The organism is Bordetella bronchialis (assembly GCF_001676705.1).
Taxonomy (GTDB): Bacteria; Pseudomonadota; Gammaproteobacteria; order Burkholderiales; family Burkholderiaceae_B; genus Bordetella_C; species Bordetella_C bronchialis.
Genome location: NZ_CP016170.1, coordinates 1,139,883 through 1,152,316, shown reverse-complemented (window position 1 = coordinate 1,152,316; position 12,434 = coordinate 1,139,883). Strand labels below are relative to the sequence as shown.

Here is a 12,434-nt window from a genome sequence, read left to right as displayed (position 1 = left end):
GGCCCGGGAGCGTCGGCTCAGGGCGCGGGCATGCCCAGCACCGACGCCACGCGGCCGGCATCGCGGCGCGCCTGCGCCATGGTGGCGGCGACGATGGTCACATGCCCCATCTTGCGGCCCCGGCGCGCGTCGCGCTTGCCGTACAGATGCAGCTTGGCGCTGGGCACGGCCAGGGCCGCGGCCCAATCGGGTTCGCGCTGCCGGTCCGTGCCCGGCTCGTACCAGATATCGCCCAGGATGTTTAGCATGACCGCCGGCGCCAGCAGATCGGTGGCGCCCAGCGGCAGGCCCGCCATCGCGCGCGCCTGCTGCTCGAACTGGCTGGTGACGCAGGCGTCGATGGTGTAATGGCCGCTATTGTGCGGACGCGGCGCGATTTCGTTGACCAGCAGCGAGCCATCGCGCAGCACGAAGAACTCCACGCACAGCACGCCGTGGTAATCCAGGCCCGCGGCAATGCGCAGCGCGGCATCGCCGGCCGCGCGTTCCAGCGCCGCATCGGGCCCGGACAGCGCCGCGCGGTCCACCGTGGACACCGCCAGGATGCCATCGCGGTGCACATTGCGCGCCACGGGGAACATCACGGTCCCGCCATCGAAGCCGCGCGCGATCACCACGGAGATCTCGTGATCCAGCGGCATCAGGGCCTCCAGCACGCACGGTACGCGGCCGAAGGCTTCGAAAGCCGCCAGCGCCTGCTCGCGGGTCTGCACGCGCGCCTGCCCCTTGCCGTCGTAGCCCAGGCGCGCCACTTTCAGGATGCCGGGGAACAGGCCGTCGGCGGCCTGGCGCAGGTCGTCGTCCTGGCGCACGGCAACATGGGGGGCGACCGGAATGCCTTGCGATGCGATAAAGGCCTTTTCGGCGATGCGGTCCTGCACCACCGCCACGGCATCGGCGGACGGACTGACGCGGCAGCGCGCCGCCAGCGCGCGCAGGCTGTCCGCGGGGACGTTCTCGAATTCCGTGGTGACGGCGCGGCAGATGCGGGCCAATTCGTCCAGGCCGGCGGCGTCGTCATATCCCGCGTGGATGTGGCGATCGGCCACCATCGCGGCCGGCCCGTCGGCGGCCGGATCCAGCACCGCCACCTTGTAGCCCAGGCTTTGCGCCGCGTGGCAGAACATGCGGCCCAGCTGGCCGCCGCCCAACAGGCCCAGCCATCCGCCGGGCTCGACCACCATGCCCGGGCCCGCCGCGGACGCCACGGCGGTGCCGGCCGCGCCTGAGCCGGCCGCGCCTAAGCCGGCCGCGCCTGAAGACATGGAAACCGTCGTCGACGTCATGCCTGCTCTCCCGGCGGCAACCGCATCGCCCGCGCCGCGTCGGTCTGGCGCGCACGGAATGAAAGCAGCCTGGCATGCAGGGCGTCGTCCATGGTGGCCAGGTTGGCGATGACGTGCAGGGCGGCATTGGCCGCGCCGGCCTCGCCGATGGCGAAGGTGGCCACCGGGATGCCCTTGGGCATCTGCACGATGGAAAGGAGGGAGTCCTCGCCACGCAGGTATTTGGAAGGCACGGGCACGCCGAACACGGGAACTTCAGTCAGCGCCGCCATCATGCCGGGCAGGTGCGCGGCGCCGCCCGCGCCGGCGATGATGGCGCGCAGCCCGCGCCCGCGCGCCGCCGCGCCGTATTCCGCCATGTCCTGCGGCATGCGATGGGCGGAGATCACGCGCGCTTCGCACGGCACGCCGAAGTCATCCAGCATGGTGACGGCGTGCTTCATGACTTCCCAGTCACTGGATGAACCCATGATGACGCCGACCAGGGGCGTCGGCGCGGGCAAGGAGTTGGAATTGGCGGTCATAAGGGGACGGCAGAGGAATGGCCCCCGCCGTCAGGCGGCATGGGCGCGGCGGCGGGGAAAGCCCTCGATTTTAACCGTCCCCCGCCGCGGCGTCTTTCGCCCGCCCCCGGCGCCGTATCTTTACCCGCCCCGGGGGCAGCGCCTTGCGCGCCGCCCGTCAGTCCCCGGACAGCGGAGCCAGCAACTGATACGTGGTGGGGTTGTCCGGGCAGGCGCCCACCCCGCATTCCAGCGTCGTGCTGGCCGCGTGGACCAGCGAGACCAGGAAAAACAGCCACATGATGGCGCCCGCCACGATGCCCGTGCGGCGCGGCTGGCCGCTGTCGCCGGCCCGCCGGTCCAGGGCCAGCATCACGGCGCAATAGGCGATCAGCGCGACAAAGGCGATCAGCGCCCAGGTATAGAAATGCAGGTCCAGGAGGGTGGAACCATAGCCCGGGTCGCCGGGCGCCTGGTGCAGCAACAACTGCCGCGCCGACACCACGATGCCGCCCAGCGCGGCCGCGATCACCATGGCGTAATGCGCGGGCGACGCGCCGAAGCGCAGATTGAGCAGCAGCCCGGCGCCCGCCAGCACGAAGGCCACCCGCTGCAGCAGGCACAAGGGACAGGGCAGCTCGTTGAAGACGATTTGCCAGACGAAGGCCAGGACCAGGGCGGCGGTAACGCCCAGCAGCGCCAGCGCGTTCAGGAAGAAAGAGGCGGGATGCGAAGACCGCGACGCGAATTGCATGGCCGGTCTCTCAAAGGGACAGCCGCAGGGCGTCGGTCATGTGGTAGTGGGCCCAGGCCGCGAAGACGGCCAGGGTCAGTAGCCACAGCGTGAAACAGGCCCCCCGCTTGCCCCGGATACCGAACCACACCGCCAGCATGCCAAGCACAAACGGCAGCATCATGATCATTGCAGCGCCCCTCCTTTTCATCACCGGGGCGCCCCGGAAGAACGCCCAAAGAAAGGCGCCGGGCCGATGCGGCCGACCCGGATTGGTGGCACCCGTCGCCCTCCCGGGCGCGGTTGCGCGGCACTATATATGATCCTTCGCGGAAAGACGACTTCAAGGGCCGGGTCCGCGCGGCCCCGCGGCGCCGCCCGGGCCCGCGCGGCGGCGGGCGCCCGGCCGGTCAGGCGGTCAGCCGGTCCAGGGCCTCGCGGTATTTCTCCGCGGTCTTGCGGATGACGTCGGCCGGCAGGCGCGGCGCGGGAGGCGTCTTGTCCCAGGGCTGGGTCTCCAGCCAATCGCGCACGAACTGCTTGTCGAACGAAGGCGGGCTGATGCCGACGCGGTAGCTGTCGGCCGGCCAGAAGCGCGAGGAATCCGGCGTCAGCACCTCGTCCATCAGGTACAGCCCGCCCTTGTCGTCCAGCCCGAATTCGAACTTGGTATCGGCGATCATGATGCCCTTGGTCGTGGCGAAGGCGGAAGCCTCCTGGTACAGCGCCAGGGTGACATCGCGGATACGCTCGGCCATGGACTGGCCGACCTCGCGCACCACGTGGTCGAAATCGACGTTTTCGTCGTGGGTGCCGAACTCGGCCTTGGCCGCCGGGGTGAAGATGGGCTGGGGCAGTTGCTCGGCCTGGCGCAGTCCCGCCGGCAGGGCGATGCCGCATACCGAGCCCGTGGCCTGGTAGTCTTTCCAGCCCGAACCGATCAGGTAGCCGCGGGCCACGGCCTCTACCAGGATGGGCTTGAGCCGCTTGACGACCACCGCCCTGCCCCGTACCTGCTCGATTTCGTCCGCCGCCACCACGTCCTCCGGCGCGACGCCGGTGGAGTGGTTGGGGATGAGATGCGCCAGCCGCGACAGCCAGAACTCCGTCAGCGCCGTCAACACCTGGCCCTTGCCTGGAATGGGGTCGTCAAGGATGACGTCGAAAGCGGAAATGCGGTCCGTCGCGACGATAAGCAGCTTGTCGTCGCCGACCGCGTACATGTCGCGCACCTTGCCGCGCCCCAGCAGGGGCAAGGACCGGATACTGGATTGATGCAGGGCTGAAGTCACGGGTGGCCTATGGCGGAAATGAACATTCCCGCCGGACGCGGGGCCTGGGCCGGCCGCGTCCAGCGGGAATGTCGGATAAAGGAAATGCCGGCTGATGCGCGCAGTTTACTGCACGACCTGCGCCAGCTTGCCGCCGGCGTAGCGCTGGGCCATCTCCTGCAGCGGCAGCGCCTTGATCTTGCTCGCGTTGCCGGCGGTGCCGAATTCCGTGTAGCGCTGCACACAGATGGTCTTGGCGGCGGCGCGGGCGGGCTTCAGGTATTCGCGCGGGTCGAACTTGGACGGGTTCTCGGCGAAGAAGCGGCGGATGGCGCCGGTCATGGCCAGGCGGATGTCGGTGTCGATATTCACCTTGCGCACGCCGTACTTGATGGCTTCCTGGATTTCCTCGACCGGCACGCCGTAGGTTTCCTTCATGTCGCCGCCGAATTCGCGGATTTCCGCCAGCAATTCCTGCGGCACGCTGGAGCTGCCGTGCATCACCAGGTGGGTATTGGGCAGGCGGCGGTGGATTTCCTTGATGCGGGAGATCGACAGGATGTCGCCGGTGGGCTTGCGGGTGAACTTGTAGGCGCCGTGGCTGGTGCCGATGGCGATGGCCAGCGCATCGAGCTGGGTCTTGCGGACGAAGTCGGCCGCCTGCTCGGGGTCGGTCAGCAGTTGCTCGCGCGTCATGGTGCCTTCGGCGCCATGGCCGTCTTCCTTGTCACCCTTCATGGTTTCCAGCGAGCCCAGGCAGCCCAGTTCGCCTTCCACGGTGACGCCCACCTTATGGGCCATTTCCACGACCTTGCGGGTGACTTCGACGTTGTAGTCGTAGTCGGCGATGGTCTTGCCGTCTTCCTTCAGCGAACCGTCCATCATGACGCTGGAAAAACCCAGGTCGATGGCGCCCTGGCACACCTTGGGCGACTGGCCGTGGTCCTGGTGCATCACCACCGGGATGTGGGGATAGGATTCCACCGCGGCCTGGATCAGGTACTTCAGGAAGCCCTCGCCCGCATATTTGCGGGCGCCGGCGGATGCCTGCATGATCACCGGGCTGTCGGTCTCGGCGGCGGCCTCCATGATGGCCTGGACCTGCTCCAGATTATTGACGTTGAACGCCGGAATGCCGTACCCGTTCTCGGCGGCGTGGTCGAGCAGCTGGCGCATGGAAACTAGGGCCATGGTGGTCCTCCTGATAGGCGATGATCGATTAATGTGAATTTTTGGAACGGGGCGATTTTACCGGCGCCGGCAGGAAAGGTCTCGGGACGGAGGAACTAGCCCATGGGCGCGATTGTTTCCGGGCATTACGCGCGGCATGCCCCGCGGTACCCGGGCCACCGCGGCGGTGGTACCTTGAACCCCCGCGGCACTACGGTGTCTCAGCCCAGCCGGTACGCAGCCGGCGCATCGAAGAGGACAGTATGAAATCACGCGCGCTTCCCGCAATCGTATTCGCCCTGATGGCGGCGGCGGCCGCCGCCCCGGTCCACGCCCAGGCCACGCAGGAAATGCAGTTCCCCGGCCACGACGGCAGCCTTTCGCCCCCGTCCACCCTGCGTATGACCGTGACGCCGCAAGGCCCCGCGGTGCCGCCCCCGCCGCCGGTGCGGGACAGCCCCGAAAGCGTGCGCCAGTACACGCAATGCCGCGACGACGCCGACCGCGAAGCGACCTCGGCGGCGAAAATGCGCGAGGCCGTCGGCCGTTGCCTGGACGAATTGAACCAGCGCCGCGCCCAGGGCCAATAAGGCCAGGCTGCCGGCCAGGCTGCCGGGACCCCGGACGCTCATGGCCCGCCGCGGGCCCCGCCTCATGGCCGTCGCCGCCCCTGCCACGCGCCCGCCGGACGCTTCCGGCCGGCCCGGGGCCCGGTCCCCCGCCAGCCGGCCACCCTGGGGCAGCGCCCCATGCAGGCCGGATCCCGGGTAAACTCCCGCGCGTTCGCGCCGGGACGGGTCCCGCGCCCGGTTGGCCCTTTCCTTACGCCATGACGCAGAATCTCACATCCGCCCCGCCGACGATTTTCCTCTACACCGAGGAAAAGCGCGGCAATCAATGGGTCGAATCCATCGTCGTCGGACAGCTCGGGGACTTCTCCGGATCGGAGAAATTCATCGTGGTCCAGGATCCCCATACGCGCATCAACTTCGTCTACCGCATCGACAGCATGAGCAACAACCTGGACGCGGTGTCCATGACGACCCTGACGGAAGCGGACTTCGCGGCGCGCAAATCGACCACGATCAACGGCGCCACCTTCAAGCTCGGCCCGGCGGAGGACGCCATCCGCCTGCTGCGCGGCAAGACCCAGTGGATCCAGGACAAGGGCTCCATCCTGTCCGTGCTGCTGCAGGGCGCGGCAACCAAGAAGGTGGGATTCGTGCGTTCGCATATCCAGCGCGACCGGGTCACCCAGGTCAACCCCGGCGTCCCGGTGGAATACCTGCGCGACCGCGGAACCCCGCAGGCGGACGACACGCAGTCCGCCGAGACATCGGACAAGCCGTCGGACAACCCGCCGGATACGCCCGCCGCCGCCTGAAGGCGGGCGCTCAGTCGTTCACGGTGCAGGCGACCGCCTCGCCCTCTTCGAATTCGACGTCATAGGTGTGGTCCCGGTCCCAGGGCACGGTGAACCACAGCTCGTAGTCTTCGCAGCTTTCATCGAACAGCCATAGCGCGCGCAACACCGCGACGCGGGCCATGCCCTCGGCCGTGTCCTGCGCCGGCAGGCAGGCGGGATCGACCCCCATCTTCTCGCATTCCTCGCGCGTGTAGTGTTCGAGCAGGAGATCCGCGGCCTCCAGGATTTTGTCGGGCAGGACGGCAAGCAGGGCCTGCAGCGCCTTGCCGCACTCCCGCGACGGCATCTCGCCTTCGGTCTGCACCATGACGTGCATGGGTGGACGGTCCGCGGTGTAGACGACGTTGTCCACCGCCCAGAGTCCCGGTTCCTCGGGATCCTGGTGGAACTCAAAGTGCGTCATCGGGGTCCTCCCACGGAATTGAATGCCTGTCCGCCATGGTAACGCGCCAGACCTGGGGAGCAAGCGCCCGCCAGACTTTGTGTCCAGTGCTGACTGCGCTTGACAAATAATAAGCAAACTCATCTACACTCCCACGGTTCTCCAGCCTCCTCATCCAGCATCGATCCCATGATAGGCCGCCGCGCCTGGCGCTTCTGGTTGCCTGCGCTGCTGGCGGTTGCCCATGCGACCGCGGGCGCGGCGCCCTCCTCGACCGACACGGCCACCCGGTCCGCCCTGGTCGGGCAGGCGGTCATGGGGATTCTGGGCTACACGCGCTGGCCGGTGCAGCCGGATGTCATCCGCCTGTGCGTGGCGGGCCAGCCGGCCTATGACTCGGCTTTGTTCGACGATCAGGCACGGCCTCCGGCGCTGGCGGTGCAAGTACGACGCGCCGTCGCCGACGATCCGGCGCTGGCGCAGGAATGCGATGCGGTCTACCTGGGCGGGCTGAAGCCCGGCGCGCGGCGGCAGGTCCTGCGGCGCATCGTCGGACATCCGGTGGTAAGCATTGTCGAAGACGACGCGGAGTGCGCCGTCGGCAGCATGTTTTGCCTGGACGTCCAGCCCGACCGGGTCGGCTTCCAGGTCAACCTCGATTCCGTGGCGCGCAGCGGTGTCCGCATCCACCCCAGCGTGCTGCAGCTTTCGCGTCGCAGGCCATCTCCATGAAGAAGAACGCGCGCCCCGACTCCAGCCGACCCAGCCTGCGCCAGGCGTTGCGCAGGCTGCATTTCGTCGTGACCCTGTTCGCCGTCGGCCTGGCCGGCATCGTCCTGACCGTGACCGGGCTGGTGGCGCTGCGGGCCTATACCGACCATCACCAGAAGCTGATCGCCCGCTCCATCGCCTACACGGTGGAAGCGGCCACCGTGTTCCACGACCGGGTGGCCGCGACGGAAACGCTGGCCGCGATCGCCGCCCGGGAAGACGTGGCCGCCGCCGTGGTCTACGACGGGAAGAACGAAATCCTGGCGGAGTGGCACCGCTCCGCCGACGACAATTTCGCGTGGGCGCGCCAGCAGGTCGCGCGGCTGCTCAATCCACCCCCTGTCTTCATGCCTATCGTCCACCAGGGGCAGACGGTCGGCCGGCTGCTGCTGGTGGGACGCGGCGGCAATCTGTTCGACTTCCTGCTCAAGGGCCTGGCGGGCGTCGCCGCCTGCGCGTTGATCAGCGGCCTGGTGGCCAACCGGCTGTCGCGCCGGACGTCGCGCCAGATAGGGCGCCCGCTGCGGGCACTGGCCGAAGTCGCCCATGCCGTGCGCAACGAGCGGGCCTTCTCGCGCCGCGTGCCGCCCGCGCGCATCCGCGAACTGCACGCGCTGGGAGAGGACTTCAATGCCCTGCTGGACGAACTCGAGGCCTGGCAGACGCAATGGCTGCACGAAAACGCCTCGCTGGCGCACAAGGCCGCGCACGACAGCCTGACCGGCCTGCCCAACCGCGCGCACTTCGAGGAACAACTCGACCGCGCCATCCACGATGCCGCGGTGCTCGAGCGGCGGGTCGCCATCATGTTCCTGGACAGCGACCGCTTCAAGGAAATCAATGACGGCATGGGGCACGCCGCCGGCGACGCCGTGCTGGTGAATATCGCCGCCCGCGTGCGCGGCCAGCTGCGCGAGGGCGACGTCGTGGCGCGGCTGGGCGGCGACGAATTCGCCGTCATGCTGTCGCCGCTGCGCGAACTGAGCGACGCGCAACGCATCGCCGACGACATCCTGCTGGGCATGCGGGCGCCCATCCGCCTGCCCAACGGCGACGACATCGTCTGCTCGCTCAGCATAGGCATCGCCGTCTATCCGGATCATGCCGGCAATGCCGCCGACCTTTTCGATGCCGCCGACAGCGCGATGTATCACGCCAAGCGCCGCGGCGGCGGCACGCAGTCGACCGCCGCGCGCCGCGGCCGCTCGGCGCGCGGCATCCACAACAACGCCTACAACTGAAGGAGCAAGTACGTGTCAGCGATTTCCCCCTCCGGCCACCGCCGGTTTCCCACCCTGTGGATGGCATCCATGCGCTGGTGCCTGTGGCTCGCCTTCGGCGCGATGCTGCTGGCCGGCTGCCAGACCGTGCACAAAGGCCTGACGCCGGCGCAGATCGCAGTACTCAAGCAGGAAGGCTTCAAGCAGACCGACGAAGGCTGGGAGCTGGGACTGTCCGACAAGGTGCTGTTCGACTTCGACGCCTACGTGGTCAAGCCGGAAGCGACGGACAACCTGCAGCGCCTGGCCCGCAACCTGCTTGGCGTGGGGCTGGACCGCGTACGGCTGGACGGGCATACCGACAACGTCGGCGCGGCCGATTACAACCAGCAGTTGTCGCTGCGCCGCGCCCAGGCCGTGGCGGATGTCGTGACCGCCGCCGGCATGCCGGCGGCCAATGTCCAGGTACGGGGCCTGGGCTCGACCCGCCCGGTGGCCGATAACGGCACGGCGGCCGGACGCGCGGAAAACCGCCGCGTCGCCATCGTCATCACTGTGGAATAAGCCGCGTCCACTGCCTGATGCGGCGCGCCAGCCGCTCGGCCAGGCCCGGCCCGGGCAGGCGGCTGTTGATGTAGAAGGTCAGCCATTGGTCGACCTTGATGTCCCAGGGCGAAATCCTGACCGGCGCGCCGTCCGTATCGGGAACCGCCGCCAGCACCCGCGCGGCGTCGGCATGCCGTGAATGGGCCAGGCGGCGCATCATCGCTGTCTCGATATGCGGCCCGATGCGCGGGTCGGCCAGGATGCCGCGATAGGCGAGGATGGTGGAGGAATGGCCGTCGTGCACCGCCATGGGCAGGCCGCCCATGCCGGAAAGGCTTTTGGCGATCAGCAGCCGCGGCAGGACGGGGATGATCTCCGGCAGTATCCGGGGATGCACCAGCAAGGCATGGAATTCGCGCACGGCCTCGGTGTGTCCGCCGGCCAGCGCCTGCGCCAGGCTGGAGGCCTCGCCCATGGGCCGCGCCGTCAGCAATGCCGGCAGGCAGCGCCGGATGGCGGGCAGGATGGCGTCGTCCACCAGCAGCCGCCCGTAGGCGGCGACCGCCGCGGCATGCCCCTGGCGCATCGCCACCGCCAGGCCCGGCGTTCCCCACTGGCCTTCGCCCAGCGCCAGTACCGGCAGGGCGGACTGGATAAGCGGCGCGATGGCGGGATGGGCGAGCAAGTGCCGATACTCGTCGATGGCTTCCGCGTGGCCCATTTCCAGCGCGCTGTGCAGGGCGGTGACCTGCCCGGCGGGATCCATCGCCGCGCATAAGGCGGGCAGCCACTTCTTCAAGCGTTCCAGAATGCGCGGCTCCGTCAGCAGGGCGCGGTATTCCCGGATGGCGTCCGCGCGCCCGGCGTGCATGGCCCACCACAGGGGCGATCGCTTGTGGACGCGGGCATTGCGGCGGCCCAGGCCGCGCTCGATGCCGAAGTAGCGCGGCAGCTCCTTGCGTATCAGCGGAAAAAGCGCGGGGCTCAGCAGCAACCTGCCATATGCCCGTATGGCAAGGTCGCCGCCGCCATCCATGCCGAACATCAAGGCATTGACGCGTTCGCGCGGTCCCGCGTGGCGGTGGCCGGTGGCCGAGAGCAGCGTCGGCAGCCTGGACCGGATCCTGGGCAGGATGGCGGGATGGCAAAGCATGGCGCCGTACGCCTCCACCGCCTTGGCGCAGTTGCGATGCATGGCCGCGCCCAGTGCCGAAACGCCATGCTTGCGGTCGGCGATCAGCAGGTCCGCCAGCATCCCGCGGACATGAGGCAATACCGCGGCGGAACACAGCAGCCGGGCCCAGGCGGCCATGCCCACGTCGTTGTCGGCGGCCATCGCGTCATACAGCATGGGGCGCTTGGCGTCGCCGCACAGCATGCCGTACAGCAGGTGGCCCTTGCCCCATCTTTCGGTGGCGGCGCCCCAGCCGCCTTCGGCCAGCACGCGCACGGCGTCGATGGCGCGGACGTTGCGGTCCGCCACCCAGCGCTGCAGGCGGGTGGGGCCGCCGGGCCTGGCCGTCTCGTTGAACAGCGTCCACATGTTCGGGTACCACTGGCTCGCCAGGATCGTTACCGCGCCGCCCAGGTGCATGGCCCCGTCGATGAAAGCGGCGCGCTGGTCCGGCGGAAACCGATACAGGAAACCATCGACGCGGCCGTCCACATAGCGGCGCGCCCGTTCTTCGCCCATGCGCGCCAGCAGCGCCAGCGCGATATCGGCATCGAGCAGCCAGTGCCATGGGACGGCCATGAGCTCGTCCGGATCGGACGCGCGGATCGCGGCGCGCACCGCCAGGACCGGAACATCGGGCGCGCCGGATGGCTGCGTATCGATCCACCGCAGCAATTGCGGAACCCGCAACAATTCCGGGCTGCCCGCGCTGGCGTCCCAGGTGGGGGCGCCGGCCGCGCGGCCGAACCTGAACCGCCACACCAGATTCTCGTAGGCGAGCAAGGCTTCCACCGCGCCGCTTTCGTCGCGCCATTCGCCCCGATGGACCGGCATGTCGTCCATCAGGCCTTCGGCATGGATCATGTCCAGGACCGCCACCGCGATCAGCGTGGCGTCCGTGCGGAACCTGTAGCATCCGACGTCGTCGTCGGTCTCCACGAAGGCGTGCAGGGTCAAGCGATCCTTGCTCAAGCCCATATCCAACAGGATGTTGTCCAGGATGGCATCGAAGGACTGGGCCACGGCATCGTCATAGGACACCTGCCGCTGCCCGGGCGGCGCGGCATGGCGGTTGAACGCGGACAGGCATTCTTCGGCCAGCAGGCTGGCCAGGTTGCCTGGCGTGATGGCCGCCAGCACTTTCTCGCGGCATGCGGGCAGGAAGCCGGGGGACTCCAGGTGCAGATTCGGCGCATAGGAATCCAGGATGGGTTCCAGGCCGATTTCGTCGGCCAGGTAATTCCATGCCGCATTGACGAAGTGGATTTCCACGCGGGCGTAATCGTCGCGCCGCCCGAACATCTGCGAGGCGGCCTGGGTCAGGACATTGCGCGCGCACAGGTCCTTCATTTTCCATAGCCGCGCCTTGATGCCCCCGGCCGACATCAGCAGGGCGCGCTGGGCGGTCACCAGATTGGCGATCGTGCCCGGCCCGCATACCGCCAGGCTTTCCGACAGGTTGATCGCCTCCGCGCGGCGGATATGCAGCGGGATGGATTCGTCGTGGACCAGCGCGTACAGGCTTTCCAGGGAGCGCTTGCCGATGCCGTCGATCAATTCATCGTGGACATACGACTGGCCTTCCGCGAAGCGCCGGCGGTACAGGGAATGAAAACCGTCGGCGATTCGCTGCCTGTCCTGGGCCGGCATATCGTCCCGCGCGGCGAACCGCGCCAGGCCGTCCAGCAAGGCATGGAATTCCTCGCGGTACCGCGCGAATTCGGCGCTGGCGCGAAATTGCGCGTGCGAGCCGTGCACCTGCGGTTGATAGCTGATGCCGGGGCCCGGCGGCGCCGGCGGCCCTTGCGGGCTGCCATCCGCCGGAGCTTCCGGCTTTTGGGGATACGGCAGGTAGAACTCGGGTCTGAAGCCGGATATACCAACAGTATTCGCATACATGGGCACATTCCGCAAAACGCCTTATGTGGCGGTTTCGCGGAATGGTTCCTGCC

The 12,434-nt window shown here is 68.5% G+C and carries 13 protein-coding genes; 5 read left to right on the top strand and 8 right to left on the bottom strand.

Annotated features, from left to right (window positions below; translation table 11 throughout):
• Positions 1–17 precede the first annotated feature (17 nt).
• From BAU06_RS05120 to fba, 6 genes are all read right to left on the bottom strand, one after another.
• Complete coding sequence (locus BAU06_RS05120) at positions 18–1,184, bottom strand: 5-(carboxyamino)imidazole ribonucleotide synthase (protein ID WP_066358108.1); 1,167 nt, start codon at positions 1,182–1,184, stop codon at positions 18–20.
• Between the two features lie 98 nt (positions 1,185–1,282).
• Positions 1,283–1,810: a 5-(carboxyamino)imidazole ribonucleotide mutase gene (gene purE, locus BAU06_RS05115; RefSeq protein WP_066345137.1), complete on the bottom strand. Its 528-nt coding sequence runs from the start codon at positions 1,808–1,810 to the stop codon at positions 1,283–1,285.
• A gap of 157 nt (positions 1,811–1,967) precedes the next feature.
• Positions 1,968–2,543 carry a disulfide bond formation protein B gene (locus BAU06_RS05110; protein ID WP_066345135.1) on the bottom strand — a complete coding sequence of 192 codons (576 nt, stop codon included), beginning with the start codon at positions 2,541–2,543 and terminating at the stop codon, positions 1,968–1,970.
• Positions 2,544–2,553: 10 nt separating this feature from the next.
• Positions 2,554–2,706, bottom strand: a complete 153-nt coding sequence (locus BAU06_RS26825) for a DUF5993 family protein (RefSeq protein WP_231934002.1) — start codon at positions 2,704–2,706, stop codon at positions 2,554–2,556.
• Between the two features lie 226 nt (positions 2,707–2,932).
• Complete coding sequence (locus BAU06_RS05105) at positions 2,933–3,814, bottom strand: phosphoribosylaminoimidazolesuccinocarboxamide synthase (RefSeq protein ID WP_066345133.1); 882 nt, start codon at positions 3,812–3,814, stop codon at positions 2,933–2,935.
• Between the two features lie 105 nt (positions 3,815–3,919).
• Positions 3,920–4,984, bottom strand: coding sequence for a class II fructose-bisphosphate aldolase (gene fba / locus BAU06_RS05100; protein ID WP_066345131.1), 1,065 nt, complete (start codon positions 4,982–4,984; stop codon positions 3,920–3,922).
• 242 nt (positions 4,985–5,226) lie between these two features.
• Between fba and BAU06_RS05095 the strand changes: the two genes are divergently transcribed.
• Both BAU06_RS05095 and BAU06_RS05090 read left to right on the top strand, forming a co-directional pair.
• Positions 5,227–5,553: a hypothetical protein gene (locus tag BAU06_RS05095; RefSeq protein ID WP_066345126.1), complete on the top strand. Its 327-nt coding sequence runs from the start codon at positions 5,227–5,229 to the stop codon at positions 5,551–5,553.
• A gap of 239 nt (positions 5,554–5,792) precedes the next feature.
• A complete protein-coding gene (locus BAU06_RS05090) occupies positions 5,793–6,347 on the top strand; it encodes a hypothetical protein (protein WP_066345125.1) in 555 nt (184 codons plus the stop codon).
• Between the two features lie 10 nt (positions 6,348–6,357).
• Here BAU06_RS05090 and BAU06_RS05085 read toward each other — a convergent pair whose 3' ends face one another.
• Positions 6,358–6,792 (bottom strand): hypothetical protein, encoded by a 435-nt coding sequence (locus tag BAU06_RS05085; RefSeq protein WP_066345124.1) that lies wholly within the window; start codon positions 6,790–6,792, stop codon positions 6,358–6,360.
• 168 nt (positions 6,793–6,960) lie between these two features.
• On the opposite strand from BAU06_RS05085, the gene yfiR reads away from it, so the two are divergent.
• Genes yfiR through yfiB form a run of 3 tightly spaced genes read left to right on the top strand, consistent with a single transcriptional unit; the run spans position 6,961 to position 9,326 of the window.
• A complete protein-coding gene (gene yfiR, locus BAU06_RS05080; RefSeq protein WP_066345123.1) occupies positions 6,961–7,503 on the top strand; it encodes a regulatory sequestration protein YfiR in 543 nt (180 codons plus the stop codon).
• Positions 7,500–8,783 carry a diguanylate cyclase DgcN/YfiN gene (gene dgcN / locus BAU06_RS05075; RefSeq protein WP_066345121.1) on the top strand — a complete coding sequence of 428 codons (1,284 nt, stop codon included), beginning with the start codon at positions 7,500–7,502 and terminating at the stop codon, positions 8,781–8,783. Before yfiR ends, dgcN begins: the two co-directional genes overlap by 4 nt.
• A gap of 12 nt (positions 8,784–8,795) precedes the next feature.
• Positions 8,796–9,326 (top strand): outer membrane lipoprotein YfiB, encoded by a 531-nt coding sequence (gene yfiB / locus BAU06_RS05070; RefSeq protein WP_231934001.1) that lies wholly within the window; start codon positions 8,796–8,798, stop codon positions 9,324–9,326.
• Here the strand turns inward: yfiB and BAU06_RS05065 are convergent.
• Complete coding sequence (locus BAU06_RS05065) at positions 9,313–12,381, bottom strand: hypothetical protein (RefSeq protein WP_066345112.1); 3,069 nt, start codon at positions 12,379–12,381, stop codon at positions 9,313–9,315. The two genes, yfiB and BAU06_RS05065, sit on opposite strands and share 14 nt — an antisense overlap.
• Positions 12,382–12,434: the final 53 nt, after the last annotated feature.

Bases quoted from the DNA above. Each gene is read 5' to 3' on its own strand.
- BAU06_RS05120 (WP_066358108.1), bottom strand. From the start codon at position 1,184: ATGGTGGTCGAGCCCGGCGGATGGCTGGGCCTGTTGGGCGGCGGCCAG.
- purE (WP_066345137.1), bottom strand. From the start codon at position 1,810: ATGACCGCCAATTCCAACTCCTTGCCCGCGCCGACGCCCCTGGTCGGC.
- BAU06_RS05110 (WP_066345135.1), bottom strand. From the start codon at position 2,543: ATGCAATTCGCGTCGCGGTCTTCGCATCCCGCCTCTTTCTTCCTGAAC.
- BAU06_RS26825 (WP_231934002.1), bottom strand. From the start codon at position 2,706: ATGATGCTGCCGTTTGTGCTTGGCATGCTGGCGGTGTGGTTCGGTATC.
- fba (WP_066345131.1), bottom strand. From the start codon at position 4,984: ATGGCCCTAGTTTCCATGCGCCAGCTGCTCGACCACGCCGCCGAGAAC.
- BAU06_RS05095 (WP_066345126.1), top strand. From the start codon at position 5,227: ATGAAATCACGCGCGCTTCCCGCAATCGTATTCGCCCTGATGGCGGCG.
- BAU06_RS05090 (WP_066345125.1), top strand. From the start codon at position 5,793: ATGACGCAGAATCTCACATCCGCCCCGCCGACGATTTTCCTCTACACC.
- BAU06_RS05085 (WP_066345124.1), bottom strand. From the start codon at position 6,792: ATGACGCACTTTGAGTTCCACCAGGATCCCGAGGAACCGGGACTCTGG.
- yfiR (WP_066345123.1), top strand. From the start codon at position 6,961: ATGATAGGCCGCCGCGCCTGGCGCTTCTGGTTGCCTGCGCTGCTGGCG.
- dgcN (WP_066345121.1), top strand. From the start codon at position 7,500: ATGAAGAAGAACGCGCGCCCCGACTCCAGCCGACCCAGCCTGCGCCAG.
- BAU06_RS05065 (WP_066345112.1), bottom strand. From the start codon at position 12,381: ATGTATGCGAATACTGTTGGTATATCCGGCTTCAGACCCGAGTTCTAC.